Source organism: Streptomyces longwoodensis (genome assembly GCF_001514125.1).
GTDB lineage: Bacteria > Actinomycetota > Actinomycetes > Streptomycetales > Streptomycetaceae > Streptomyces > Streptomyces longwoodensis.
Map to the genome: position 1 here is coordinate 444,055 of NZ_KQ948549.1, position 24,809 is coordinate 468,863.

General features: G+C 74.3%; 21 protein-coding genes and 1 pseudogene. 12 read left to right on the forward strand and 10 right to left on the reverse strand.

All coding sequences use genetic code 11. The features are described 5' to 3' along the window. Positions 1 to 29 precede the first annotated feature (29 nt). The 5 genes from dhaK to AQJ30_RS02005 form a co-directional block, all read right to left on the reverse strand. Positions 30 to 1,022 (reverse strand): dihydroxyacetone kinase subunit DhaK, encoded by a 993-nt coding sequence (gene dhaK, locus AQJ30_RS01985; protein WP_067227961.1) that lies wholly within the window; start codon positions 1,020 to 1,022, stop codon positions 30 to 32. A gap of 123 nt (positions 1,023 to 1,145) precedes the next feature. Beyond that, the gene (locus AQJ30_RS01990; RefSeq protein ID WP_067227962.1) at positions 1,146 to 2,744 is read right to left on the reverse strand and encodes an MFS transporter; all 1,599 of its coding nucleotides are present in this window, start codon (positions 2,742 to 2,744) and stop codon (positions 1,146 to 1,148) included. A 197-nt stretch (positions 2,745 to 2,941) separates the two neighbouring features. Further along, positions 2,942 to 3,436, reverse strand: coding sequence for a MarR family winged helix-turn-helix transcriptional regulator (locus AQJ30_RS01995; protein WP_067228875.1), 495 nt, complete (start codon positions 3,434 to 3,436; stop codon positions 2,942 to 2,944). 57 nt (positions 3,437 to 3,493) lie between these two features. Continuing rightward, positions 3,494 to 3,904 (reverse strand): VOC family protein, encoded by a 411-nt coding sequence (locus AQJ30_RS02000; RefSeq protein WP_067227964.1) that lies wholly within the window; start codon positions 3,902 to 3,904, stop codon positions 3,494 to 3,496. Positions 3,905 to 3,963: 59 nt separating this feature from the next. Then, positions 3,964 to 4,401: a helix-turn-helix domain-containing protein gene (locus tag AQJ30_RS02005; RefSeq protein ID WP_211278910.1), complete on the reverse strand. Its 438-nt coding sequence runs from the start codon at positions 4,399 to 4,401 to the stop codon at positions 3,964 to 3,966. A gap of 288 nt (positions 4,402 to 4,689) precedes the next feature. Here AQJ30_RS02005 and AQJ30_RS02010 point away from each other — a divergent pair, with 288 nt between their 5' ends. The 5 genes from AQJ30_RS02010 to AQJ30_RS02030 all read left to right on the forward strand — a co-directional run bounded on the left by AQJ30_RS02010 (position 4,690) and on the right by AQJ30_RS02030 (position 11,532). After that, positions 4,690 to 5,127, forward strand: a complete 438-nt coding sequence (locus tag AQJ30_RS02010) for a Fur family transcriptional regulator (RefSeq protein WP_067227966.1) — start codon at positions 4,690 to 4,692, stop codon at positions 5,125 to 5,127. Between the two features lie 62 nt (positions 5,128 to 5,189). Next, positions 5,190 to 7,412 (forward strand): catalase/peroxidase HPI, encoded by a 2,223-nt coding sequence (gene katG, locus AQJ30_RS02015; protein WP_067227968.1) that lies wholly within the window; start codon positions 5,190 to 5,192, stop codon positions 7,410 to 7,412. Positions 7,413 to 7,596: 184 nt separating this feature from the next. Next, positions 7,597 to 8,520, forward strand: a complete 924-nt coding sequence (locus tag AQJ30_RS02020; RefSeq protein WP_067227970.1) for an SCO6745 family protein — start codon at positions 7,597 to 7,599, stop codon at positions 8,518 to 8,520. 9 nt (positions 8,521 to 8,529) lie between these two features. Beyond that, positions 8,530 to 9,009, forward strand: a complete 480-nt coding sequence (locus AQJ30_RS02025; protein WP_067227972.1) for an RpiB/LacA/LacB family sugar-phosphate isomerase — start codon at positions 8,530 to 8,532, stop codon at positions 9,007 to 9,009. Between the two features lie 138 nt (positions 9,010 to 9,147). Continuing rightward, on the forward strand, positions 9,148 to 11,532 hold the full coding sequence (locus AQJ30_RS02030) for a phosphoketolase family protein (protein WP_067227974.1): 2,385 nt from the start codon (positions 9,148 to 9,150) through the stop codon (positions 11,530 to 11,532). Positions 11,533 to 11,559: 27 nt separating this feature from the next. On the opposite strand, the gene AQJ30_RS02035 is transcribed toward AQJ30_RS02030, so the two are convergent. From AQJ30_RS02035 to AQJ30_RS38625, 3 genes are all read right to left on the reverse strand, one after another. Continuing rightward, positions 11,560 to 12,930: a phosphoribosyltransferase family protein gene (locus AQJ30_RS02035; protein WP_067227975.1), complete on the reverse strand. Its 1,371-nt coding sequence runs from the start codon at positions 12,928 to 12,930 to the stop codon at positions 11,560 to 11,562. A 337-nt stretch (positions 12,931 to 13,267) separates the two neighbouring features. Beyond that, the gene (gene ppk2, locus AQJ30_RS02040) at positions 13,268 to 14,071 is read right to left on the reverse strand and encodes a polyphosphate kinase 2 (RefSeq protein WP_067227977.1); all 804 of its coding nucleotides are present in this window, start codon (positions 14,069 to 14,071) and stop codon (positions 13,268 to 13,270) included. 105 nt (positions 14,072 to 14,176) lie between these two features. After that, positions 14,177 to 16,132: a PAS domain S-box protein gene (locus AQJ30_RS38625; RefSeq protein ID WP_169808449.1), complete on the reverse strand. Its 1,956-nt coding sequence runs from the start codon at positions 16,130 to 16,132 to the stop codon at positions 14,177 to 14,179. 227 nt (positions 16,133 to 16,359) lie between these two features. On the opposite strand from AQJ30_RS38625, the pseudogene AQJ30_RS02050 reads away from it, so the two are divergent. Beyond that, positions 16,360 to 17,288: pseudogene (locus AQJ30_RS02050) on the forward strand (fructosamine kinase family protein). A 32-nt stretch (positions 17,289 to 17,320) separates the two neighbouring features. Here AQJ30_RS02050 and AQJ30_RS02055 read toward each other — a convergent pair. Beyond that, positions 17,321 to 17,686, reverse strand: a complete 366-nt coding sequence (locus AQJ30_RS02055; RefSeq protein WP_211278911.1) for a DUF6479 family protein — start codon at positions 17,684 to 17,686, stop codon at positions 17,321 to 17,323. Positions 17,687 to 17,945: 259 nt separating this feature from the next. Between AQJ30_RS02055 and AQJ30_RS02060 the strand changes: the two genes are divergently transcribed. The 4 genes from AQJ30_RS02060 (at position 17,946) to AQJ30_RS02075 (ending at position 21,858) form a co-directional block, all read left to right on the forward strand. Beyond that, complete coding sequence (locus AQJ30_RS02060; RefSeq protein ID WP_067228880.1) at positions 17,946 to 18,293, forward strand: four-helix bundle copper-binding protein; 348 nt, start codon at positions 17,946 to 17,948, stop codon at positions 18,291 to 18,293. A gap of 81 nt (positions 18,294 to 18,374) precedes the next feature. Then, the gene (locus tag AQJ30_RS02065) at positions 18,375 to 19,943 is read left to right on the forward strand and encodes a phytoene desaturase family protein (protein ID WP_107119459.1); all 1,569 of its coding nucleotides are present in this window, start codon (positions 18,375 to 18,377) and stop codon (positions 19,941 to 19,943) included. Between the two features lie 87 nt (positions 19,944 to 20,030). Beyond that, positions 20,031 to 20,222, forward strand: a complete 192-nt coding sequence (locus AQJ30_RS02070) for a DUF2795 domain-containing protein (RefSeq protein ID WP_067227982.1) — start codon at positions 20,031 to 20,033, stop codon at positions 20,220 to 20,222. A 142-nt stretch (positions 20,223 to 20,364) separates the two neighbouring features. Further along, positions 20,365 to 21,858, forward strand: a complete 1,494-nt coding sequence (locus AQJ30_RS02075; protein WP_067227984.1) for an acyl-CoA synthetase — start codon at positions 20,365 to 20,367, stop codon at positions 21,856 to 21,858. Positions 21,859 to 21,885: 27 nt separating this feature from the next. On the opposite strand, the gene paaK is transcribed toward AQJ30_RS02075, so the two are convergent. Then, on the reverse strand, positions 21,886 to 23,208 hold the full coding sequence (paaK, locus tag AQJ30_RS02080; RefSeq protein ID WP_067227986.1) for a phenylacetate--CoA ligase PaaK: 1,323 nt from the start codon (positions 23,206 to 23,208) through the stop codon (positions 21,886 to 21,888). A gap of 247 nt (positions 23,209 to 23,455) precedes the next feature. On the opposite strand from paaK, the gene AQJ30_RS02085 reads away from it, so the two are divergent. Together AQJ30_RS02085 and AQJ30_RS02090 are read left to right on the forward strand one after the other, a co-directional pair. Continuing rightward, positions 23,456 to 23,698 (forward strand): DUF397 domain-containing protein, encoded by a 243-nt coding sequence (locus AQJ30_RS02085; protein ID WP_067228882.1) that lies wholly within the window; start codon positions 23,456 to 23,458, stop codon positions 23,696 to 23,698. Between the two features lie 146 nt (positions 23,699 to 23,844). Further along, positions 23,845 to 24,747: a universal stress protein gene (locus AQJ30_RS02090; RefSeq protein ID WP_067227988.1), complete on the forward strand. Its 903-nt coding sequence runs from the start codon at positions 23,845 to 23,847 to the stop codon at positions 24,745 to 24,747. Positions 24,748 to 24,809 lie beyond the last annotated feature (62 nt).

Sequence of the window (24,809 nt, forward strand, 5' to 3'; positions counted from 1 at the left end):
TGCGGTCGGCCGGGACGGGGCGGACTCCCTCACCGGCCCCAGCGCAGCCCGGGCGTGCTCACCGGGGCGTCCCAGAGCCGCAGCAGCTCCTCGTCGATCTGGCACAGGGTGACGGACGCGCCGGCCATGTCCAGGGAGGTCACGTAGTTGCCGACGAGCGTACGGGCGACGGCCACCCCGCGCTCGGTGAGCACCCGCTGCACCTCGGCGTTGAAGCCGTACAGCTCCAGCAGCGGGGTCGCGCCCATGCCGTTGACCAGCACCAGGACGGGGTTGCGGGGCGTCATGTCGTCGAGGATCGCGTGCAGGGCGGCGTCGGCGATCTCCCGCGAGGTCATCATCGGCCGTCGCTCGCGCCCCGGTTCGCCGTGGATGCCGACGCCGAACTCCAGCTCGCCGTCGGGCAGGTCGAACGTCGGGCTGCCCTTGGCGGGCGTGGTGCAGGCGCTCAGGGCGACGCCGAAGCTGCGCGCGTTCTCGTTGACCTGCCGGGCCACCGCCTCGACCCGCTCCAGCGGTTGGCCCTCGTCCGCCGCGGCGCCGGCGATCTTCTCGACGAAGAGGGTGGCCCCGGTACCGCGCCGCCCGGCCGTGTACAGGCTGTCGGTGACCGCCACGTCGTCGTCGACGAGCACCTTGGCGATCTGGATGCCCTCGTCCTCGGCCAGTTCGGCGGCCATGTCGAAGTTCAGGACGTCGCCGGTGTAGTTCTTGACGACGAACAGCACCCCGGCACCGCTGTCCACGGCCGCCGCGGCCCGCACCATCTGGTCCGGCACGGGCGAGGTGAAGACCTCGCCGGGACAGGCCGCCGACAGCATGCCCGGGCCGACGAACCCGCCGTGCAGCGGCTCGTGCCCCGATCCGCCCCCGGAGACCAGCGCCACCTGCCCGGCGACCGGCGCGTCCCGTCGTACGACCACCCGGTTCTCCACGTCCACGGTCAGTTCCGGATGTGCGGCCGCCATGCCCCGCAACGCGTCGGCGACCACGGTCTCGGGAACGTTGATGAGCATCCTCATGACTACCTCCGAGGGCTGGGCGGGTGTCCCGTTAGGAAGTATCGACCTTGCGGCGGCGAAGGTCACGTCCGTCAGGACCCTTCCGGCCGGGACACCCCGGGCGGGCGGAGCGCCGCCCCGCCCTCAGTCCTCGGCGGCGGCCCCCGGGGCCCGGCGCACGCCGACCGCGGCGACCAGCGCGCCCAGCACGCACAGCGCGCCCGCGACCAGCACGGAGGTGTGCACGCCGTTCATGAACGCCTGGTGACTGCCCTCCACGACCGCCGTCCGCAGCGGTCCGGGCAGGCCGTCCGGGACGGGCGCGACGCCCATCGCCACGGCGTCCTTCGCTCCGCGCAGCCCCGCCGCGGCGTCGGCGGGCACCCCGGCGGCGGTCAGTTCGCCGGTGAGGGTGGAGCAGACCCGGCTGCCGATGAGCGACACCAGCACCGACGTGCCGAGCGCGCCGCCGACCTGCAGGGCCGTCGCCTGCAGGCCGCCGGCCACCCCGCCGTCCCGGACGGGCGCGTTGCCCACGATGGCGTCGGACGACGACGACATCACCATGCCGACGCCCAGGCCCAGCGCGATGAACGGCGGCCACATCAGGGCGTACGACGAGTCCGGTGCCCAGCCGAGCATCACGAAGCAGGCCACCGCCTGGAGCGCCATGCCGAGCGGCATCGTGAACCGCGGCCCGAACCGCTCCGTCAGGGCCGCGCCCAGCGGCGAGGCCACCACCGAGGCCAGGCTCAGCGGCAGAGTGCGCACCCCGGCCTCGACCGGGGAGAACCCGCGCACGTTCTGCAGGTAGAGCATCACGAAGAAGATCACACCGAGCAGCACGAAGAAGTTCAGCGCGGTGATGACCGTGCCTATGGTCAGCGCCGGGTTGCGGAACAGACGCATCGGCAGCAGCGGGGCGGCCACCCGGCCCTCGTACAGGCCGAAGGCCACCAGGACCAGGACACCGCCCCCGATGGCGCCCAGCGTGCCGCCCGAGGTCCAGCCCCAGGTCTCGCCCTTGACCACGCCGAACACGACGGCCAGCAGCCCCAGCGCCAGCAGCACGACCCCGCCGAGGTCGAACTTCTCGCCCCGCGCGGCGGTGTTCCTGCTCTGCGGCAGCACCAGGGCGCTGAAGACCAGCGCGGCCACGGCGATGGGCGCGTTGATGAAGAACACCGACTCCCAGTCGACGTGCTGCACGAGCAGTCCGCCGACGATCGGGCCGAGGGCGGTGGAGACGGACGAGACCATGGCCCAGATCCCGACCGCCATGCCGAACTTCCGCGGCGGGAACACCGCCCGGAGCAGACCGAGGGTGTTGGGCATCAGCAGCGCGCCGAAGAAGCCCTGCACGGCGCGGAAGACGATGACGCCCGTGACGGACCCGCTCAGCCCGATGGCCACGGACGCCACGGCGAACCCGGCGACACCGACCAGGTAGAAGGTGCGCCGCCCGAACCGGTCGCCCAGCTTGCCGCCGAGGATCAGCGCGCCGGCGAGCGCCAGCAGGTAGGAGTTGGTGACCCACTGGAGGTCGGCGGTGGACGCGTCCAGGTCGCGGCCGATCTCGGGGTTGGCGATCGAGACGACCGAACCGTCGAGGCCGACCATGAAGAGGCCGAACGCGACGGCGACCAGCGTCAGCCAGGGGTTGGCCCGCGGACCGCGCGGCTGGTCCGGGGGAGCGGCGACGGAGGCCGCCGGGGTGGAGGAGTGGGTGGCCGCGGAGGGCATGACAGTGCCTGTCCTTCGTTAGCCCGCCTGCCCGGAACCGGACGGCGCGCGACAGCGGATCGCCGCGCCACGAAGGGCGCGAACGACCGCGGGTCGCCGACCACCGGAGGAAGCCGGAGAGACGAGAAAGGGGGAGGGGAGGGGAGGCGAGCCGCGGGGGCCGCGCCCGGGGTCCTACGACGGACCCGGCGCCGCGCTCAGTGGGCGGCGGTGGCGCTGGCGGCGCCCGCGGTGGGCAGGTGCCGGCCGAGGGCGTTCAACGCGCCGAGCGCGGAACCCAGGGCGTCCAGCTCGCCCTCCGTCAGGGAACGCAGCGCGCCCGTGACGTGGCCGGCCATCAACTGCCTGACCTCGACGAGGCGCTGCCGGGCGACGGACGTGAGGTGCAGGTGGGCGACGCGCTTGTCGGAGGCGTCCGGCCGGCGCTCCAGCAGGCCCTGCTCGGTGAGCTGGGTGACCAGCGCGCTGACGTTGTTGGGCTTCATCAGCAGCGCCTCGGCCGCCGCCCGGACGGTCACCCCGTCGTGGTCGCCGACGTGCCGCAGCAGCGCCAGCTGCGCCTCGGAGGGCTTGGGGTGCGGGTACTCCAGGTCCACCTGCCGCTCCAGGGCCCGCCCCAGCGCGGGCAGGCACGCCACGAGGCCGGCGGCCACGTGGTCGAGGTCCTGCGCGGAGGGGCGGGGCGGGGGCATGCGGGCGAGCATAGGTACGGGAAGATACCTATGTCAACATAGCTAGCGGTCTCGCGGTCAGCCCGTCGGCTGGGTGAAGCGGATGCTGTTGCCGAACGGGTCGCGCAGGCCGCAGTCGATGCCGTACGGCTGCTCGGTGGGCTCCTGGGTGAACTCCACGCCCCGGCCGCGCAGCGTCTCGTAGGTCTTGCGGCAGTCGTCCGTGCTGAAGATGAGGTGGCCGCCGGTCGCGCCCTTGGTGAGCAGCGCGCGGACCTGCTCCGCCGTCTCCTCGGACAGGGCCGGCGGACCCGGCTTCTCCAGCAGGACCTGGCGTTCGGGGTGGCCGGGGACGCCGACCGTCAGCCAGCGCATGAAGCCCAGGTCGACGTCGGCGGTCACCTCGAGCCCGAGCTTGCCGACGTAGAAGTCCAGGGCCTCGTCCTGGTCGAGGACGTAGATCTGTGAGTGGGTGATTCCGGTGAACATGACTGTCACGCTAACGACCCGCGGCCCGGAAAACTTCTCCGAAACCGCCGAGCCGGGCGTCAGCGGCCGGGGCCGGGCCCGTCGTGGGACGGACGGGTCCAGGCCATCGTGAAGCACGTCGGCACGTGTACCGGCGCCGCCGCGGCCGGCCTCGCCGCGGCGGTCTCCTTGCGGTAGGCGCGCGGGGAGCGGCCGACGATGTCGCGGAACGTCCGGCTGAACGTGCCCGGGCTGCCGAAGCCGACCTCGAAGCAGATCTCCGTGACCGGGCGGTCCGTCTCCCGCAGCAGGAACATCGCCCGCTCCACGCGCCGGCGCTGCAGATAACGGTGGGGCGTCTCGCCGAAGGTGGCCCGGAAGGTGCGCGTGAAGTGCGACTCCGACACGTGCGCGACCCGGGCCAGCGCGGGCACGTCGAGGGGCTGCGCGTAGGCGCGGTCCATGGCGTCGCGCGCCCGGAGCATCCGGCGGTGGGTGTCTTCGGCGGCGCGGCTCACACCGCCATCCCATCACGGCGGTGCCGAGCCTGGCGCCCGGCCGCCAGATCCGGACGGCCCCTCCCCGCGCGCTCTGCTACGAAGACGACCGTCGCCGCCGTATGCCATGACGGCCGGCCGCTTCACCGCTGGGGCCACCGGCCGCTTCGCCGCCCGGACCACAGGTCGCGTCCCCCGTACATCACCGGCCGCGTCACCGGGACGACCGCTCGCTCCCCCCGGCACGGCACTAATCTTTAACACTTCTTTTTCTTGAACCGTTCGTGTTTGTGTGGAAGGGTCACGGGCATGACCGCACCCCAGTCCCCGTCCACCGCCGACGAGTTGCGCGGTGCCGGCCTGCGGGTGACGGCCGCCCGTGTCGCGCTGCTCGAGACCGTCCGCAAGGGCGACCACCTCGGTGCCGAGGCCATCGCCACCGGTGTGCGCGAGCGCGTGGGGCACATCTCCGTCCAGGCCGTGTACGAGGCGCTGCACGCGCTCACCGCGGCCGGACTGATACGCCGGATCGAACCGGCCGGCAGCCCCGCCCGGTTCGAGGGACGCGTGGGCGACAACCACCACCACGTGCTGTGCCGCACGTGCGGCGCCGTCGCCGACGTTGACTGCGCGGTCGGCGACGCGCCCTGTCTGACCGCCTCCGACGACCACGGCTTCTCGATCGACGAGGCCGAGGTCATCTACTGGGGCCTGTGCCCCGACTGCTCCACCGCCCACCGTTCCTGAGCACCCCCAGCACCCGAGCACTCCGAGCACCCCGATCAACCCAGTCCGGAAGGAATGCCTGCATGGCTGAGAACCCCGACGCGATCGTCACCGACCCGAAGACGGAGGGCACGGGAGGCTGCCCGGTTGCGCACGGGCGTGCCGCCCACCCGACGCAGGGCGGCGGCAACCGCCAGTGGTGGCCGGACCGGCTGAACGTCAAGATCCTCGCGAAGAACCCCGCCGTCGCCAACCCGCTCGGCGCGGACTTCGACTACGCCCAGGCGTTCCGGTCCCTGGACCTCCCGGCCGTCAAGCGGGACATCGCCGAGGTGCTCACCACCTCGCAGGACTGGTGGCCCGCGGACTTCGGCAACTACGGCCCGCTGATCATCCGCATGGCGTGGCACAGCGCCGGCACCTACCGCATCAGCGACGGCCGCGGCGGCGCCGGCGCCGGCCAGCAGCGCTTCGCGCCGCTGAACAGCTGGCCCGACAACGCCAACCTCGACAAGGCCCGCCGGCTGCTGTGGCCGGTGAAGAAGAAGTACGGCCAGAGCCTGTCCTGGGCCGACCTGATGATCCTCGCCGGCAACGTCGCCCTGGAGACCATGGGCTTCGAGACCTTCGGCTTCGGCGGCGGCCGCGAGGACGTCTGGGAGCCGGAGGAGGACGTCTACTGGGGTCCCGAGACCACCTGGCTCGACGACCAGCGCTACAGCGGCGATCGCGAGCTGGAGAACCCGCTCGGCGCCGTCCAGATGGGCCTGATCTACGTCAACCCCGAGGGCCCCAACGGCAACCCCGACCCGCTGGCCGCGGCCCGCGACATCCGGGAGACGTTCCGCCGCATGGCGATGAACGACGAGGAGACCGTCGCGCTCATCGCCGGCGGCCACACCTTCGGCAAGACCCACGGCGCCGGCCCCGCCGACCACGTGGGCGACGACCCCGAGGCCGCCTCCCTGGAGGAGCAGGGCCTCGGCTGGCGCAGCACCTATGGCACCGGCAAGGGCGGGGACACCATCACCTCCGGCCTGGAGGTCACCTGGACCACCACGCCGACCCGCTGGAGCAACGACTTCTTCGAGATCCTCTTCGGCCACGAGTGGGAGCTCAGCGAGTCCCCGGCCGGCGCCAAGCAGTGGGTCGCCAAGAACGCCGAGGCGATCATCCCGGACGCGCACGACCCGGCCAAGAAGCACCTGCCGACGATGCTCACCACGGACCTGTCGCTGCGCTTCGACCCGGTCTACGAGCAGATCTCCCGCCGCTTCCTGGAGAACCCGGACCAGTTCGCGGACGCCTTCGCCCGCGCCTGGTACAAGCTGACCCACCGTGACATGGGCCCGAAGTCGCTCTACCTCGGCCCGGAGGTCCCGGAGGAGACGCTGCTGTGGCAGGACCCGCTGCCGGAGCGCGAGGGCGAGCTGATCGACGCCGGGGACGTCGCCACCCTGAAGGCCAAGCTGCTGGAGTCGGGCCTGACCGTCTCCCAGCTGGTGAGCACCGCGTGGGCGTCCGCCTCGACGTTCCGCGCCACGGACAAGCGCGGCGGCGCCAACGGCGCCCGGATCCGCCTGGAGCCGCAGCGCGGCTGGGAGGTCAACGACCCCGACCAGCTGGCGCTGGTGCTGCGCACCCTCGAGGGCATCCAGCAGGACTTCAACGCCTCCTCGGGCGCGAAGAGGGTGTCCCTGGCCGACCTCATCGTCCTCGGTGGCTCCGCCGCCGTGGAGGCGGCCGCCAAGGAGGCCGGCGTCGAGATCCAGGTGCCGTTCATGCCGGGCCGGGTGGACGCCACCGAGGAGCACACCGACGCCGAGTCGTTCGCCGCGCTGGAGCCGACCGCCGACGGCTTCCGCAACTACCTCGGCCAGGGCAACCGCCTGCCGGCCGAGTACCTGCTGCTCGACCGCGCCAACCTGCTCTCCCTGAGCGCCCCCGAGCTGACGGTCCTCGTCGGCGGTCTGCGCGTGCTCGGCGCCAACCACCAGCAGTCGCAGCTCGGTGTCCTCACCGCGACCCCCGGGGTGCTGACGAACGACTTCTTCGTCAACCTGCTCGACCTGGGCACGACGTGGAAGGCGACCTCCGAGGACCAGACCACGTTCGAGGGCCGTGACGCGGCCACCGGCGAGCTGAAGTGGGCCGGCAGCCGTGCCGACCTGGTCTTCGGCTCGAACTCCGAGCTGCGTGCGCTGGCGGAGGTCTACGCCAGCGACGACGCGCGGCAGAAGTTCGTCTCGGACTTCGTCGCGGCCTGGACCAAGGTCATGGACGCGGACCGGTTCGACCTCGTCTGATCCCTCCCCGCGTCCCGCCGTCCCGGCGGACACCGCGTGAACCGGTGGCCCCGGTCCTCCCCAGGACCGGGGCCACCGTGCGTCGCCCGCCGTGCCGGTCCCGCGATGTGCGGCGCCCTTGTTATGACCGTCGTCATAGGGGATGCTGCCTCCGGCAGGGACCGGCCGACGGAAGGGGCAGCACGTGAACGGCGACGGCGTCGCGCGCACGATGTGGGAACTCGGGGAACCGGTGCACGACCTGGTCTACTTCCACCCCGAGGCCCGCGCGGCCGCGGACGGCCTCGGGATGCGCGGCTTCTGGATGGGCTACTTCGCGCTGCGCGCCGCCCCCCTCGGCCCCGTGCCCGCCTCCGTGGTCACCGGCGCCTTCTACGTCTTCCACCCGGCCCGCGTGGCGGGCGCGCTGCCCGACGCCTGGGGGCACGCCGACCCGGCCGCGGTCGTGGCCGCCCGGGAGCGGGCCATGGACGCCGCCCTCACCCAGGTCTACGGCGCCGGACGCGTCGCCTCCGCCGACCTCACCGAGGCCGCCGACCTGGCCTGGCGGGCCGCCGGGGCCGCCGACACCGCGGGGCGGGTGCTCGGCGCCGCCAACCAGGCCCTGGACCGGCCGGACCTGCCCCACGTACGGCTCTGGCAGGCCCTGACGACCCTGCGCGAGCACCGCGGCGACGGGCACATCGCCGTCCTCGTCGCCCACGGCGTCGGACCGGTGGCCGCCATGGTCCTCAAGGTCGCCGCCGGGGAGTCCGACGCGGACCTGCTGCGCCTGGGCCGCAAGTGGGACGCCGACGCGTGGGGTACGGCCGTGGAGGACCTGCGCGGCCGGGGCTGGCTGGACGCCGACGGGCACCTCACCGCGCCCGGTGCGGCCGCCCGCGCCCGGATCGAGGCGGAGACGGACGCGGCCGCCGCCCGCCCCTGGCGGGCCCTCGGCACCGCTCCCACGCAACGCCTCGCCGACCTGCTCGCCCCCCTCTCCAGGACGGTCCTGGACACCGGTCTGATCCCGTCCGGCAACCCGGTCGGCCTGACCGACGGGGTGTGGACGGGCCGGCCGGTGCCCGACGCGGGCTCGTGTCCGACAGCCCCGGGCTCGGCGTAGGCTCGCGGCATGCGGATCTCCGTCTCCTCCGACATGGACGAACCCGTGGCCCGCGCGCTGGTCGCGGAGCTGCGTGAGCGGGGGCACGAGGTGCTCGCCCGCGGGGCGCTGGTGCCCGGCGACGACCCCCGGTGGGCCGTGTGCTCGGAGCGGGCCGCCCGGGACGTGGCCGACGGGCGCGCCGACCAGGCCGTGGTGTGCTGCTGGACCGGCACGGGAGCCTCGATCGCCGCGAACAAGGTGCCCGGGGTGCGGGCGGCGCTGTGCACCGACGGCGCCACGGCCGACGGGGCCCGCCGCTGGAACGACGCCAACGTCCTCGCCCTGAGCCTGCGCCTGACCTCCGGACCGCTGCTGAAGGAGATCCTGGACGCCTGGTTCACGGCCGTCCCGAGCGAGGACCCGGAGGACCGGGGCAACGTGGCCCACGTGGACGCACTGGACCGGGCCGGGGCCGCCTGGGCGGCACCGGGGGAGCGGGGCGCCTGAGGCGCACGGCGCCGCTGGAGCCGACCGGGGTCCCCCGAATGGGTCGGTCGGCCCTGTCGGGTACCCGCCGGGCGGGAGAGGGTGGACGGGTGCGCCACGGCACCCCGCCCACCGCACCGCGACCCGGAAGGGAACCCCATGTCCGTCGACCCCCGGCAGGCGTCCACCGTGCTCACCGACGACGAACTGAGGACGCTGGACGCCCACTGGCGCGCCGCGAACTACCTGGCCGTCGGCCAGATCTACCTCATGGCCAACCCGCTCCTCACCGAGCCGCTGCGCCCCGAACACGTCAAGCCCCGCCTGCTCGGGCACTGGGGCACCTCACCCGGCCTCAACCTCGTGCACACCCACCTCAACCGCGTGATCAAGGCCCGCGACCTGAACGCGCTGTGCGTCTGGGGCCCCGGGCACGGCGGCCCGGCCGTGGTCGCCAACTCCTGGCTGGAGGGGTCGTACAGCGAGGTCTACCCGGACGTCCCGCAGGACGCCACCGGCATGGCCCGGCTGTTCAAGCAGTTCTCCTTCCCCGGCGGCGTGCCCAGCCACGTCGCGCCCGAGACGCCCGGCTCCATCCACGAGGGCGGCGAGCTCGGCTACTCCCTCGCCCACGCCTACGGGGCCGCCCTGGACAACCCCGACCTCGTGGTGGCCTGCGTCATCGGCGACGGCGAGGCCGAGACCGGCCCGCTGGCCGCGTCCTGGCACTCCAACAAGTTCCTCGACCCGGTCCACGACGGCGCCGTGCTGCCGATCCTCCACCTCAACGGCTACAAGATCGCCAATCCGACCGTGCTGGCCCGTCTCCCCGAGCCCGAACTCGACGCACTGCTGCGCGGCTACGGCCACGACCCCCTCCACGTCACCGGTGACGACCCGGCCGCCGTGCACCGCGCCATGGCCGAGGCGATGGACACCGCGCTGGACCGCATCGCCGCCCTCCAGGGCGCCGCCCGCGAGGGCCGCTCCGCCGAGCGGCCCCGCTGGCCGGTGATCGTGCTGCGCACCCCCAAGGGCTGGACCGGGCCCGCCGAGGTCGACGGACTGCCCGTCGAGGGCACCTGGCGGGCCCACCAGGTCCCGCTGGCCGCGGTCCGCGACAACCCCGAGCACCTGCGCCAACTGGAGGCGTGGCTGCGCTCCTACCGGCCCGAGGAGCTCTTCGACGAGCGCGGCGCGCCCCGCCCCGACGTCGTCGCCTGCGTCCCGGCGGGCACCCGCCGGCTGGGCACCACCCCGCACGCCAACGGCGGCCTGCTGCTGCGCGACCTGCCGATGCCCGACCTCGACACCTACGCCGTGGCCGTCGACAAGCCCGGCACCACCCTGCACGAACCCACCCGCGTCCTCGGCGACCTGCTCGAGGACGTCATGCGCGCCACCACCGACCGCCGCGACTTCCGCCTCGTCGGCCCCGACGAGACGGCCTCCAACCGGCTCCAGGCCGTCTACGCCGCCAGCGGCAAGGCGTGGCAGGCCCAGACCCTGGAGGTCGACGAACACCTCGACCGGCACGGCCGCGTGATGGAGATCCTCTCCGAACACACCTGCCAGGGCTGGCTGGAGGGCTACCTGCTGACCGGTCGGCACGGACTGTTCTCCTGCTACGAGGCGTTCGTGCACATCGTCGACTCGATGGTCAACCAGCACATCAAGTGGCTGCGCGTCACCCGCAGGCTGCCCTGGCGCGCCCCCATCGCCTCCCTCAACTACCTGCTCACCTCGCACGTCTGGCGCCAGGACCACAATGGCTTCTCCCACCAGGACCCCGGCTTCGTCGACCACGTCCTCAACAAGAGCCCCGAGGCCGTGCGGGTCTACCTGCCGCCGGACGCCAACACCCTGCTGTCCGTGGCCGACCACGCGTTGCGCAGCAAGGACTACGTCAACGTCATCGTGGCCGGCAAGCAGCCCTGCTTCGACTGGCTGACCATGGAGCAGGCCAAGGTGCACTGCGCGCGCGGCGCCGGCATCTGGGAGTGGGCCGGCACCGAGACCGGCGAGCGGGAACCCGACGTGGTCCTCGCCTGCGCCGGTGACGTCCCCACCCTGGAGGTCCTGGCCGCCGCCCAGCTGATCCGCCGCCACCTGCCCGACCTCGCCGTGCGTGTGGTCAACGTCGTCGACATCGCCCGGCTGCTGCCCGCCGAGGAACACCCGCACGGCATGAGCGACTTCGAGTACGACGGGCTGTTCACCGCCGACCGGCCGGTCATCTTCGCCTACCACGGCTACCCGTGGCTCATCCACCGCCTCGCCTACCGCCGCACCGGCCACGGCCACCTGCACGTGCGCGGCTACAAGGAGGTCGGCACCACGACCACCCCGTTCGACATGGTCGTCGGCAACGACCTGGACCGCTACCGCCTCGTCATGGACGTCATCGACCGCGTCCCCGGACTCGCGGTGCGCGCCGCGGGCGTGCGCCAGCGGATGGAGGACACCCGCCTGCGCCACCGCGAGTGGATCCGCGAGCACGGCACCGACCTGCCCGAGGTCGCCGACTGGAGCTGGGAGGGCTGAGCACCCGCGCCCGCGCCGGGTCCCCGGTCAGCCGACCGGTGTGCCCGTCGCGGCCCCGAGGTGGGCCGTGACCCACTCCCGGGCCAGCCGGGCGACCTCGTCCCACGCTGCGGGGTCGTCCGGCACCGGCTCGGCTCCGGGGAGCACGGCGACCCGGTGCTCGCAGTGCATCCAGTCCGCGGCGAACCGGTTGAGGCACAGCACCCGGGCGTCCCGCGAGCCGACCGCGAGCAGCGTGGGCACATGGACCGCGGCCAGCGTGGCCGGGCGGGCCAGGTCGGGGCGGCCGCCGCAGCAGACGACGGCACGGACCCCCGGGTCGAGCGCCACGGCCTCCAGCGCCGCCGCGGCCGCCGTCCCGGACCCGAAGTACGCCACCGGGAGCCGGAACTCCTCGCGCGCCCACCGCGTGGCCGCCCGCAACCGGCGGGCGAGCAGCACGATGTCGAACGGCAGGTGCCGGTCGCGGGCCTCCTCCCGGGTCACGAGGTCGAGTAGCAGCGCGGCCAGACCGGCCCGGACCAGCAGCGCGGCGACCCGCCGGTGACCCGGACAGTCGCACGCGGTGGCGCCGCCGAGGCAGTCGCCGTGGGCCAGCACGACCAGGCCGTACGCCGCGTCCGGCACGGTGAGCCGGGCCCGCAGCCGCACCGGCCCGGCGGGCACGTCCCGCTCCACCGGCTCGGCCCCGGCACGGACCTCCCCGCCGGCCGCCCCGGGTGGCACCGTCGGCGCGCTGCTCCTGGCGGGCGGCGCCCCGGGCTCCCGTATCGGCCGGGCCCGCGCGCCGGTCACCGTGTCGTCCTCGATCCGCGGGAAGGAGCGGTACCAGGCGCCCACCGAGCCGAGGTGGCGCAGCGGCTGCAGGCAGACCACCTGGTCGGCCACCGGGCGCAGCCGGTCCAGGGCGCGCTCGGGGGCGACCGGCACGGCCAGCAGGACGTGCACGGCGCCGCGGGCGCGGACGGCCCGGCAGGCCGCCGACGCGGTGACCCCGTCGGCCATGCCCTCGTCGGTGACCACCACGGTCCGCCCGGCCACCGGCTCGGGCGCCCGATCCCCGCGGTAGCGGCGGGTCAGCCGGGCGACCTCGGCGCGCTCGGCCCGCTCCACGGCCCGCTGGTCCTCCGGTGCCAGGGCGACGTGCCGGATCACGTCCTCGTCCAGGACGCGCACCCCCTGTTCCCCCACGGCGCCGAACGCGAGCTCCGGCTGCCAGGGCACGCCGAGCGCCCGCACCACGAGCACGTCCAGGGCCGCCCCGAGGTGCCGGGCCACCTCCCGGGCCACGGGCATCCCGCCCGGTGCCAGGCCCAGGACCACCACGTCGCGGCCCCGCAGGTGCTCCAGCCGCCGGGCGAGCAGGCGTCCCGCCTCCGTCCGGTCCACGAACCGCATGGGCCACCTCCTTGCACGGGCCGCCGCTCCTCACGGCGGCCACGCCGCCCCGCAGGGGGTGCGCCCGGCAGGGCCGGCGGGCCGCGGTGCGCGGGCCGCCGGGGGCCGCGTCGTACGGGCCGGCGCGCGTGCGGGGGCGGGGCCGGCCGCGTGGGGGGCGGGGAGGACCGCCGCTCGTCGCGAACCCGCAGGGCGCGGTGCGCGGCCGCCCGGCGGCCGCTCGCGCGGGCCGTCCGGCGTCGCCCTTCCCGTCCTCCTACCAGCACACCACACCGACCCGGGCACCACCAGGCCTCTTGGGGGTCGCCTCACCGGCGGGAGCGCCCGCGGGAGCCCGTCACAAGGTCGCGGCGTGGTCCGGGACGTACCTCTGGAGGTCGCGCGGGGTGCGCACGTACCCGGTGGACCCGGGCCGCTCCGGCAGGTCGAGGACCTGCGGCGGGACCTCGCGGTAGGGCACCGAGTCCAGCAGGTGGGCGATCATGTTCAGCCGGGCCCGCTTCTTGTCGTCGCTCTCCACGTGGTACCAGGGTGCCTCGGGGATGTCGGTGTGGACCATCATCTCGTCCTTGGCCCGGGAGTACGCCTCCCAGTGGGTGATCGACTCCAGGTCCATGGGGGACAGCTTCCACCGGCGCAGCGGGTCCTCCAGCCGCTTGCGGAAGCGGTCCTGCTGCTCGGTGTCGCTGACCGAGAACCAGTACTTGCGCAGCAGGATCCCGTCCTCCACCAGCATCCGCTCGAAGATCGGGCACTGGCGCAGGAACAGCTGGTGCTCGCCCTTGGTGCAGAAGCCCATCACGTGCTCCACACCGGCCCGGTTGTACCAGGAGCGGTCGAACAGCACGATCTCCCCGCCGGCCGGCAACTGCTCGACGTAGCGCTGGAAGTACCACTGGCTGCGCTGGCGTTCGGTCGGCTTGGGCAGGGCGGCGATCCGCGCGACGCGCGGGTTGAGGTGCTCGGTGACCCGCTTGATGGTGCCACCCTTGCCGGCCGCGTCACGCCCCTCGAAGACCACGACCAGGCGCTTGCCCTCGGCCCGCACCCACTCCTGGAGCTTCACCAACTCCATCTGCAACCGCAGGAGTTCGCTCTCGTAGACCTTGCCCGCCAGCTTCGCCGCCTTCTGCTCGGCCATACCGCCCGACTCCCCTCGCCGCGTTCCGCTGGACGCTCGCAGTGTAGGAAGCCGGGCGGGGTTCCGCGACAGGGAGGGCCCGGGTGCGCGGCCCACGCCCGCAGGTCACAGCGTCAGCGTGAACCACGTCGTCTTGCCCTCGTCGGTGGGCCGTACGCCCCACCCGTCGGCCAGGGCGCGCACCAGGAACAGGCCCCGGCCCGACTCGTCGTCCTCGGCCGCCGGGCGAGGGCGGGGCAGGCGCGGGCTGCGGTCCTCCACCTCTACCGTGAGGGTGGTCGTCGTGCGGCGCAGGTGCACCGCGACCGGGCCCTCGGCGTGCTGGACCGCGTTGGTGAGCGTCTCCGACAGCAGCAGCAAGGCGTCGTCGGCGCGCTCCGGGCACCCCCAGGCGCACAGCGTCCGGTGCAGGAAGTCCCGGCCCTGGCGCACCGAGGCCGGCCGCGCCGGCAGGTCCAGCCCGGCCGAGGCGAGCGGCGCCTGCGGCAGCTGGGCCAGGAGCAGGGTGACGTCGTCGTCGTGGGCGTCGGAGCGCGGCACCAGCCGGGCGAGGACGTGGTCGGCCGCGGCCTCCAGGGACGGCGCGTCGGCGAAGAAGTCATCCAGGACCACGGTCAGTTCCGCGATCCGCGCCTCGATGTCGCTGCCGGGCGTCTCCACCAGGCCGTCCGTGTAGAGGACCAGGGTGGCGCCGGGCGGGATGCCGGTGCTGGACTGCTCGTAGAGCACGTCCCCCACCCCGAGCGGCGCGTTGACCGGCGAGGCCAGCGCGCGCACCCCGTCGCCCGCGCCCGCCACCAGCACCGGCAGGTGGCCGGCCGAGCACACCGTCACCGTGCCCGCGTCCGGCGCGATCACCAGGTAGCAGCAGGTCACCAGCTGGTCGGGCACGTCGAGGTCGGCCACACAGGCGTCCAGCGCCTGCATCAGCCGCGACGGCTCCATGCCGGTCTTGGCCAGCGCGTGGGCCGCCGAGCGCAGCTGGCCCATCACCGCGGCCGCCTCCAGGCCGCGGCCCATCACGTCGCCGATCAGCACGCCCACCCGGTCGGCGCCCAGCGGTATCAGGTCGAACCAGTCGCCGCCCACCCCGGCGCCCTGGGTGGCCGGTCGGTACCGGCTCGCGGTGGCCAGGCCCGGCAGCGCGGGCGGGGTGCCCATCAGGCTGCGCTGGAGGGTGAGTGCGATGTGCCGCTGCTGCTCGTACAGCGCGGTCAGCTCGGCCTCCGCGCGCTTGCGGTCGCTGATGTCGCGGACGATCGCACAGGCGCCCACGACCCGGCCGCGGGTGTCCCGGGTCGGCCACAGCGTCACGTCCACGTCGAGCAGGGCGCCCGTACGGGTCACCCGCAGCGTCTCGAAGTGCTCGACCTTGGCCCCGTCGCGCAGCCGCAGCAACAGGGCGCTGATCTCCTCGCGTCGCTCCTGCGGGGCCAGCAGCGACACGTGCCGCCCGATGACCTCCTCGGCGGTATAGCCGTACAGGCGCTGCGCCGCCGCGTTCCAGTAGGTGATGTGGCCGTCCAGGGTCTTGGCGAGGATCGCGTCCTGCGAGGACTCCACCAGCGCGGCCAGTTCGTTGATGCGGGCCTCGGCGGCCTTGCGGTCGCTGACGTCGCGCACCGCCGCCGACACCAGCAGCCCGTCGGGCGTCTGGAGCGGGCTGAGGCTGATCTCGACGGGGAACTCGGTGCCGTCCTTGCGCCGCCCGTGCAGGTCGAGGCCGGCGCCCATGGGCCGCACCTGGCCGTTCGCCGCGTAGCCGGCGCGGTGGCGGGTGTGCTGGTCGCGGAAGCGGAACGGCATCAGGAGCTCGACGGGCCGGTCCAGCAGCTCCTCGCGCCGGTAGCCGAACAGGGCCTCCGTCTGCGCGTTGACGAGCTTGATGGCCCCGGCGCCGTCGACGATGACCATCGCGTCCGGCGCGGCCTCCAGCAGTCCCCGGAAGCGCTCCTCCGCGCCGTCCGGCCCACTCGCGCGGGACGGCGCCCCGCACGTGCAGCGGGCCCGCTCCTTCGCGCCCGGCCCCTGCCCCCGCTGCGTCCGCACCAGGTCGGCCATGTCCCACCCCATCCCTCCGCCACGATCCGGCCATCCCACCCCTTCCAGCCGCCCGGCGCCCCACGTTGTCGCTTACTGTCCGTTCGCCGCCCGAACCTGTCCGCGGCGGAGGGCGTTCGGGACCGGAGGGGCACGGGGATGCGCGCGGGTCGCGCTGCCCGGGGCTGCCGCGGCATGGACACCCTGCTCGGCGTTACGGCGTGACGGCGTGACGGCGTGGCGGCGCTATGGCGCTCGGGCGCTACGGCGCTCCGGTGGACGCCCCGCCCCCCACTACCCTGGGCGCCGTGCCCCACGGTCAGCCCACCGCCGCCGACGGCCCCCTCGACGCCGCTGCCCGCTTCACCGCGGCCCGTGCCCTGCGCCACCGTCCGCTCTCCGGTGCCGTGGGCGCGGTCGACCTGGACGACGGGCGGACCGTCGTCGTGAAGCGGGGGGACGGCCCGGACGCCGTGCGGGCCGAGGCGGCCGGGCTGCGCTGGCTGGCCCGGGCGGGCGCCGTCCCGGTCCCCGCCGTGCACGGCCACGACGAGCGCTGGCTGGTCACGAACCGGGTGCCCGACGGCCGGCCCAGCCCGCAGGGGGCCTTCCGCCTGGGCCGCGAACTGGCCGCGCTGCACGCCGCCGGCGCCCCGGCGTTCGGCGCCCCGCCACCGGGCGGACCGCGCGAGGCGTCCATCGGGCGCGCGCCCCTGCGCAACGTCCCCGGCGACGACTGGCCGGCCTGGTACGCCGAGCACCGCGTCCTGCCCTACCTGCGCACCGCCCTGGACGACGGCGCCCTCCGCCCCCGTGAGGCGGCCGAGCTGGAGCGGCTGTGCGCCCGGCTGCCCGGCCTGGCCGGACCCGCCGAGCCCCCGGCGCGGCTGCACGGCGACCTGTGGAACGGCAACGTCCTGTGGGACGCGGGCGGCCGGGCCTGGCTCACCGACCCCGCCGCGCACGGCGGCCACCGCGAGACCGACCTCGCGATGCTCCACCTGTTCGGCTGTCCCCACCTCGACCGGGTGCTCGACGGCTACCAGGAGGAAGCCCCCCTCGCCGACGGCTGGCACGAAAGGACCGGCCCCAGCTCTTCCCCCTGCTGGTGCACGCCGTGCTCTTCGGCCGCCCGTACGCCGAGCAGGCGCTCGCGGTGGCACGGGCCGCGGGGTGAGACCCGGGCGCCCTCCGGCTCCCGGGCGGGGGTCAGTGCGCGCCCAGACCACCGCCGCCGAACGACCCGCTGCTGCCCTTGCTCCAGCGCGGCCGGGTCGTCGAGGAACTCGTCCGCGTCTGCATGTTGGTCAGTTCGTACGGGGTGAGCGGGCGTTCGCCCTTCTGGATCTGCGGCACGTCCTCGGGCTCGCGGTTCTCCCGGACCTCGTGGACCGGGCCCTCCGGCGGCAGCTTGGGCTGCTCCTCGGGGCGCGGCCGCGGCGACTCGTTCATCTTGACCCGGTAGCCCAGCCAGAAGCCGCCGCCCAGCAAGGCCAGCAGAGCCATGGCGACCAGGAACAGCCCGAGGCTGAGCAGACCGCTCGGCGCGGCCAGCTGCATGGATGCATTAGTCATACCGGTGCAATACCCCTTGAATCGGGCGCGAACCGCGATCCCGGAGCCGACCGCGACGGCGGCACGGAAGGTCGCCGATCCACTCCGGACGGTGCTCGGCCGGGACGTGCTCCCCGCCCGTACCGCACCCGCATCCGCCGTTGTGGCGGCGGGGTTTGGGGCCGGACGCGGCGGCTACCCGCGCAGGGTGACGTGGACGCCATCGCAGCAAGGGCAGCAGAGCCGACAGGAGCGACAGGAACGGGAGCACCAGCAGGAGCTGTTCCGCTTCCTGGAGGAGCGCTTCGCGTGCGCCCAGGCGTGCACCGAGTGTGCGCGTTCCTGCGCGGTGCGTGCGAGCCTCGTGGACCCGGACGGCACCGAACAGCAGGAACTGGCGCGGCGCAAGGGGATCATGTGCGCCGAGGTGTGCGACGCGACGTGCCGCGTCCTCTCCGAGGAGAACCGCCAGGACGAGGACGGCATCCGCGTCCAGCTGGAGTGGTGCCGCACGGTCTGCCTGGAGACCGCGCACGTCTTCGACGCGTACCCCGGCGCGGAGGAGGCGGCGGCGGCCTGCCGGGCGTGCGCCCGGGCGTGCACGACCTTCCTGGGCACGTTGCGCTGACCTGCCGGGACTCCCCGCGCCGACCCGGGAGGCGGGCGCCGCACCCTGGCCGCAGTGGATCACCGCGTGTTACCAAGGACCATGTCCGCACACGAGGGTTCCCGCAGCTACGACGCCGTGATCGTCGGCGGCGGCCACAACGGCCTGGTCGCGGCCGCCTACCTGGCCCGCGCCGGCCGGTCCGTCCTGGTCCTGGAGCGGCTCGGCCACACCGGCGGCGCCGCGGTCTCCACCCGCCCCTTCGCCGGCGTCGACGCCCGCCTGTCGCGCTACTCCTACCTGGTCAGCCTGCTGCCCGCGAAGATCGTCCAGGACCTCGGGCTGGACGTCCGGCTGCGCACCCGCGACATCTCGTCGTACACGCCCGTGGAGCGCGCCGGACGGCCGACGGGGCTCCTGGTCGGCGGGGGAGAGCGGCGCACCCGGGAGGCGTTCGCCCGGCTGACCGGCGGGGACCGCGAGTTCGACGCCTGGCAGCGGTTCTACGCCCTGACCGGACGGGTCGCCCGCGCGGTGTTCCCCACCCTCACCGAGCCCCTGCCCACCCGCGAGGAGCTGAGACGCCGCGTCGACGACGAGGACGCCTGGCGGGCCCTGTTCGAGGAGCCGGTCGGCGTCGCCGTGGAGGAACGCTTCAGCGACGACCTCGTGCGCGGTGTGGTCCTCACCGACGCCCTGATCGGCACCTTCGCCGACGCCCACGACCCCACGCTGGCCCAGAACCGCTGCTTCCTCTACCACGTGATCGGCGGCGGGACCGGTGCCTGGGACGTGCCCGTCGGCGGCATGGGCGCCCTCACCGACGCGCTGGCCCGAGCCGCCCGCGACGCCGGTGCCGTGATCGCCACCGGCCACGAGGCCGTGCGCGTCGACACCGACGGCCGCAGCGCCGAGGTCACCTGGCGCAGCGCCGACGGCGAAGGGGTCGCCGCCGCCCGGCACGTCCTCGTCGGCGCCTCCCCGCAGGCCCTCGCCGCCCTCACCGGCGACGCCCCGCCGTCCCCCGCCGAGGGGGCGCAGCTGAAGGTGAACATGCTGCTGAAGCGGCTGCCCGGGCTCCGGGACACCTCCGTCGACCCGCGTGAGGCGTTCGCCGGCACCTTCCACATCGCCGAGGGCTACGAGCAGCTCGCCGAGGCCCACGCCCGGGCGTCCGCCGGGGAGCTGCCCGCCGCGCCGCCCTCGGAGATCTACTGCCACTCCCTGACCGACCCGACGATCCTCGGCCCCGACCTGGTCGCCGCGGGCCACCACACCCTCACCCTCTTCGGCCTGCACGCCCCCGCCCGGCTCTTCGAGCGGGACAACGACGCGGTGCGCGAGGAACTGCTGCGGCGCACCCTCGCCCAGCTCGACGCCCACCTCGCCGAACCGCTCGCCGACTGCCTGGCCATCGACGCGGACGGCCGGCCCTGCATCGAGGCGAAGTCCCCGCTCGACCTGGAGCGCGACCTCGGCCTGCCCGGCGGCAACATCTTCCACCGGGCCCTGTCCTGGCCCTGGGCCCAGGAGGGCACCGGCCGCTGGGGCGTGGAGACCCGCCACCCCAACGTGCTGCTGTGCGGCGCGGGCGCGGTGCGCGGGGGCGGCGTCAGCGGGGTGCCGGGCCACAACGCGGCCATGGCGGTCCTGGAGCAGGATGTCCGCTGAACGGTGGGGCGGGTGGGTCGCATGGGGCAGGCGGGACCGGGTACTGCGACAAGTCCGTACGAATCCGGCACACCGCAGGAGGATGTCATGGCGGACCTCAGCCCGATCGACCTCCAGAAGGCCCTCAGCGGCATGGAGTACCCGGCGGAGAAGAAGGACCTCGTCGACTGTGCCCGCCGCAACCACGCGGACGACAAGGTGGTCAGCTCCCTCGACGGTCTGCGGCAGGACCACTTCGACGGACCCAACGAGGTGCAGAAGGCGGTGTTCAGCGGCTGACCGCCTGCCCCGGGTCCCCGGGAGGACCTCCCGCCGCGGCCGCCGTCCCCGGCCGGGCCGGCGGCCGCGGCGTGCCCGGTACGGCCGAGCCCCCCGCGCAGGCGGCTTGACCCCCGCCGGTGGCGCGCCGAGGATCAAGGCCATGACGCCCGGACACGGCAGTACGGTCGACGGGGTGCTGCGGCGCAGCGCCCGGCGCACCCCGGCGCGCGTCGCGGTCGAGTACCGCGACCGCACCTGGACCTACGAGGAGTTCGACGACGCCGTCTCCCGGGCCGCGGGCGTCCTGCTCGCCCAGGGCCTCGCCCCCGGCGACCGGGTCGGCGCCTACGGCCACAACTCCGACGCCTACCTCGTCGCGTTCCTCGCCTGCGCCCGGGCCGGCCTGGTGCACGTGCCCCTCAACCACCACCTCACCGGCGACGACCTCGCCTACCTGGTCCGCCAGTCGGGCAGCGCCCTGGTCCTCACCGACCCCGACCTGGCCGGCCGGCTCCCGGACGGCACGCCCGCACTGGCCCTGCGCGACACCGACGACGCCCTCCTCGCCCGGCTCGCCGACGCACCCCCGTACGACGGGCCCGAGCCGCGCAGCGAGGACCTGGTGCAGCTGCTGTACACCTCGGGGACGACGGCCCTGCCCAAGGGCGCGATGATGACCCACCGGGCCCTGGTCCACGAGTACCTCAGCGCCATCACCGCCCTCGACCTCAGCGCCGGCGACCGGCCCGTGCACGCCCTGCCGCTGTACCACTCGGCACAGATGCACGTCTTCCTGCTGCCGTACCTGGCCGTCGGCGCGACCAACGTCATCCTGGACGCGCCCGACGGCGACCGGCTCTTCGACCTGGTCGAACAGGGCCGGGCGGACAGCCTGTTCGCCCCGCCCACCGTGTGGATCGGCCTGGCCAACCGGCCCGACTTCGCCGAACGGGACCTGAGCGGGCTGCGCAAGGCGTACTACGGGGCGTCGATCATGCCGGTCCCGGTCCTGGAGCGGCTGCGCGCACGGCTGCCGGAGCTCGCCTTCTACAACTGCTTCGGGCAGAGCGAGATCGGCCCGCTGGCCACCGTCCTCGCCCCCGACGAGCACCGGGGCCGCATGGACTCCTGTGGGCGTCCCGTCCTGTTCGTCGACGCGCGCGTGGTGGACGAGGACGGCAAGGAGGTGCCCGACGGCACGCCCGGCGAGATCGTCTACCGCTCGCCGCAGCTGTGCGAGGGCTACTGGGACAAGCCCGAGGAGACCGCCGAGGCGTTCCGCGACGGCTGGTTCCGCTCCGGCGACCTCGCGGTCCGCGACGCCCACGGCTACTTCACGATCGTCGACCGGGTGAAGGACGTCATCAACTCCGGCGGCGTGCTGGTCGCCTCGCGGCAGGTCGAGGACGCGCTCTACACCCACGAGGCGGTCGCCGAGGTCGCGGTCGTCGGGCTGCCCGACGAGAAGTGGATCGAGGCGATCACGGCGGTGGTGGTGCCCCGCGGCGAGGTGACCGGGCAGGAGCTGATCGCCCACGCCCGCAAGGGGCTGCCCCCCTTCAAGGCGCCCAAGCGGGTGCTGTTCGTGGACGCGCTGCCCCGCAACGCGAGCGGCAAGATCCTCAAGCGGGAGCTGCGCGACCGGTTCGCGTGAGCGGCCGGGAGCGGGCGCTCCTCGGCATCAGCGCGCCCGCTCGCCCCGCATGTCCCGCCCGCCCCTCTCGTCCACAATCCTCCGGATCTTGCCCACCGAGCGCTCCAGCGACTCCGGGTCGACGATCTCCACCGCGACCGAGACGCCGATGCCGTCCTTGACGGCCGCCGCGATGGAGCGGGCGGCCGTGACGCGGTCCTCGGCGGACGCGTCCGGGCGGGCCTCCGCGCGGACGGTGAGGGCGTCGAGGCGGCCCTCGCGGGTCAGGCGGAGCTGGAAGTGCGGTGCGACGCCCGGGGTGCGCAGCACGATCTCCTCGACCTGGGTGGGGAAGAGGTTCACCCCGCGCAGGATCACCATGTCGTCGCTGCGGCCGGTCACCTTCTGCATCCGGCGGAACACCCGCGCCGTGCCCGGCAGCAGCCGGGTCAGGTCCCGGGTGCGGTAGCGGACGACGGGCATGGCCTCCTTGGTGAGCGAGGTGAAGACCATCTCGCCCTCCTCGCCCTCCGGCAGGACCTCGCCGGTGAACGGGTCGACGACCTCCGGGTAGAAGTGGTCCTCCCAGACGTGCAGCCCGTCCTTGGTCTCCACGCACTCCTGCGCGACGCCGGGACCCATCACCTCCGACAGGCCGTAGATGTCCACGGCGTCGATCCCGAACCGCTTCTCGATCTCCCGCCGCATCTCCTCGGTCCACGGCTCCGCCCCGAAGACGCCGACCTCCAGCGAGGTGGAGCGCGGGTCGACGCCCTGGCGCTCGAACTCGTCGAGCAGGGTGAGCATGTAGGACGGGGTGACCATGATGATCCGGGGCTCCAGGTCCTGGATCAGCTGGACCTGGCGGGACGTCATGCCGCCGGACGCGGGGACCACCGTGCAGCCGAGCCGCTCGGCGCCGTAGTGGGCGCCCAGGCCGCCGGTGAACAAGCCGTAGCCGTAGGCGATGTGTACCGTGTCGCCGGGCCGCCCGCCCGCCGCGCGGAGCGAACGGGCCACCAGGTCGGACCACGTGCCGAGGTCGCCGTCGGTGTAGCCGACCACCGTCGGCCGCCCGGTCGTGCCGCTGGAGGCGTGCAGCCGGCGGATCCGGTCGCGCGGCACGGCGAACATCCCGTACGGGTAGTGCTCCCGCAGGTCCGCCTTGGTGGTGAACGGGAAGCGCGCCAGGTCGGCGAGGGACCGGCAGTCCTCGGGACGGACACCGGCCTTGTCGAACGACTCCCGGTAGAACGGCACGTTCGCGTACGCGTGCCGCAACGACGCCCGTAGCCGCTCCAGTTGCAGCGCCCCGAGCGCCTCCTGGTCGAGCCGTTCCCCCGCGTCCCACGACTCCCGCGTCTCCACCATGGACGCCACACCTCCGCACCGTACCGAACCGCACACCGGGCCGTACCGGCCGACCGATCATTCGGTCGATCTGCTCGGGATCAGTAATTCAGGCCCCTTGCCCCGCTGGCAAGAGTCCGGGACGAGTTTCTCGGGGCGCGAGACGTCAGGTCCCCGGAGTCCGGGAAGTCCCGCTCATGTGCTCTGTCCGCGGTACGGGAGCCTCGCTAGGCTGGCCGCGGACGACGGAACCGGGAGGAGCACGGACGTGGCCGAGAGCACCATCCAGCAGCAGCGGGTCGTGGGCTGGGACAAGCCGGAGCTGGACCTCAGCAACGCCGAGTGGCAGTCCAGCAGCCGCGGCCTGGGGGATGTCCAGATCGCCTTCGTCGAGGGATTCATCGCGATGCGCAACAGCCGCCGGCCCGAGAGCCCCTCCCTGATCTTCACGCCCGCCGAGTGGGGCGCGTTCGTGTCGGGGGCGCGGGAAGGGGAGTTCGACCTCACCTGACCGCCGCGGCACCCGCGGGCCGGAGCGCCATCCGGGCGTGTTGTGGCCCGTTTTCCGGACACGCGACGCGGCGAGCCCTGCCGGGACGGACACCTGCGCGAAGGTGGCCCCAGCAGGAGCACGGTCGCACTCCGGAGGTGAGGATCATGAGCAGTCTGCCGGTCGTCGCGGCGGTCGACGGGTCCGACGACAGTCTGCGCGCCCTCGACTGGGCCCTCGACGCCGCACGCCTGCACGACGCGCCGCTGCGCGTGGCGCACGTACGCCACTACGCCGCGTGGACCCAGCCCGGCGCCCCCATCGTGGTGCCGCCCGCCCCGGACGAGGACCCCGTGCTGCTCGACGCCCGGGCCCGCGTCGAGGCCGCAGGGGAGGTGCCGGACTCCGAGTACGTCGCCCTCGACGGCGCCCCCGGCGGACTGCTGCCCGGGCTGGGCGCGGAGGCGCGGCTGCTCGTGCTCGGCTCGCGCGGCCGCGGCGGCTTCGCCAGCCTCCTGCTCGGCTCCAACGGGCTGACCGCCGCCCGGGACGCCGAGTGCCCGGTCGTCGTGGTGCCCCAGCCCGGCCGCCAGGTCGACGACGCGGTCCCCCAGGAGCCCGGCCCTCGCGTCGTCGTCGGCCTCAAGGTGGACGCCCCCGACGACGGCGCCCTCGACCTCGCGTTCACCGAGGCCGCCCTGCGCGGCGCCCGGGTCCAGGTGGTCGCCGCCTACCCGTGGCCCGTCCAGACCTGGACGGCGCCCGGCGAGCTCGTCCCGGCCGGCGTGGACCAGGACGTGATCGAGAACGAGACCCGTACCCTCGCCGAGGGCTTCCTCGCCCCCCACCGCGAACGCCACCCCGGCGTCCGCGCCGACCCGTACCCGGTGCCGGGCGACGCCGCGGGACACCTGGTCGCCGCCTCCCTGGACGCCGAGCTGGTGGTCGTCGGCCGCCACCGCCGCCGCCTGCTCGCGCCGACCCGCATGCTGGGCTCCGTCACCCACGCCGTCCTGCTGCACACGGCGAGCCCCGTCGTCGTGGTGCCCCCGACACCCGTGGAGGAATGAGCCGCGCCGCACCCCCGGCGGCCCGCCCCGCGCGTACCCCGTCACCGGCGGCGCGGACGCGC

Bases quoted from the DNA above. Each gene is read 5' to 3' on its own strand.
- AQJ30_RS02090 (WP_067227988.1), top strand. From the start codon at position 23,845: ATGAGCAGTCTGCCGGTCGTCGCGGCGGTCGACGGGTCCGACGACAGT.
- AQJ30_RS01990 (WP_067227962.1), bottom strand. From the start codon at position 2,744: ATGCCCTCCGCGGCCACCCACTCCTCCACCCCGGCGGCCTCCGTCGCC.
- AQJ30_RS02000 (WP_067227964.1), bottom strand. From the start codon at position 3,904: ATGTTCACCGGAATCACCCACTCACAGATCTACGTCCTCGACCAGGAC.
- AQJ30_RS02035 (WP_067227975.1), bottom strand. From the start codon at position 12,930: ATGCGGTTCGTGGACCGGACGGAGGCGGGACGCCTGCTCGCCCGGCGG.
- AQJ30_RS02075 (WP_067227984.1), top strand. From the start codon at position 20,365: ATGACGCCCGGACACGGCAGTACGGTCGACGGGGTGCTGCGGCGCAGC.
- dhaK (WP_067227961.1), bottom strand. From the start codon at position 1,022: ATGAGGATGCTCATCAACGTTCCCGAGACCGTGGTCGCCGACGCGTTG.
- AQJ30_RS38625 (WP_169808449.1), bottom strand. From the start codon at position 16,132: ATGGCCGACCTGGTGCGGACGCAGCGGGGGCAGGGGCCGGGCGCGAAG.
- AQJ30_RS02025 (WP_067227972.1), top strand. From the start codon at position 8,530: ATGCGGATCTCCGTCTCCTCCGACATGGACGAACCCGTGGCCCGCGCG.
- AQJ30_RS02010 (WP_067227966.1), top strand. From the start codon at position 4,690: ATGACCGCACCCCAGTCCCCGTCCACCGCCGACGAGTTGCGCGGTGCC.
- AQJ30_RS02065 (WP_107119459.1), top strand. From the start codon at position 18,375: ATGTCCGCACACGAGGGTTCCCGCAGCTACGACGCCGTGATCGTCGGC.
- katG (WP_067227968.1), top strand. From the start codon at position 5,190: ATGGCTGAGAACCCCGACGCGATCGTCACCGACCCGAAGACGGAGGGC.
- paaK (WP_067227986.1), bottom strand. From the start codon at position 23,208: ATGGTGGAGACGCGGGAGTCGTGGGACGCGGGGGAACGGCTCGACCAG.
- AQJ30_RS02030 (WP_067227974.1), top strand. From the start codon at position 9,148: ATGTCCGTCGACCCCCGGCAGGCGTCCACCGTGCTCACCGACGACGAA.
- AQJ30_RS02055 (WP_211278911.1), bottom strand. From the start codon at position 17,686: ATGACTAATGCATCCATGCAGCTGGCCGCGCCGAGCGGTCTGCTCAGC.
- AQJ30_RS01995 (WP_067228875.1), bottom strand. From the start codon at position 3,436: ATGCCCCCGCCCCGCCCCTCCGCGCAGGACCTCGACCACGTGGCCGCC.
- ppk2 (WP_067227977.1), bottom strand. From the start codon at position 14,071: ATGGCCGAGCAGAAGGCGGCGAAGCTGGCGGGCAAGGTCTACGAGAGC.
- AQJ30_RS02070 (WP_067227982.1), top strand. From the start codon at position 20,031: ATGGCGGACCTCAGCCCGATCGACCTCCAGAAGGCCCTCAGCGGCATG.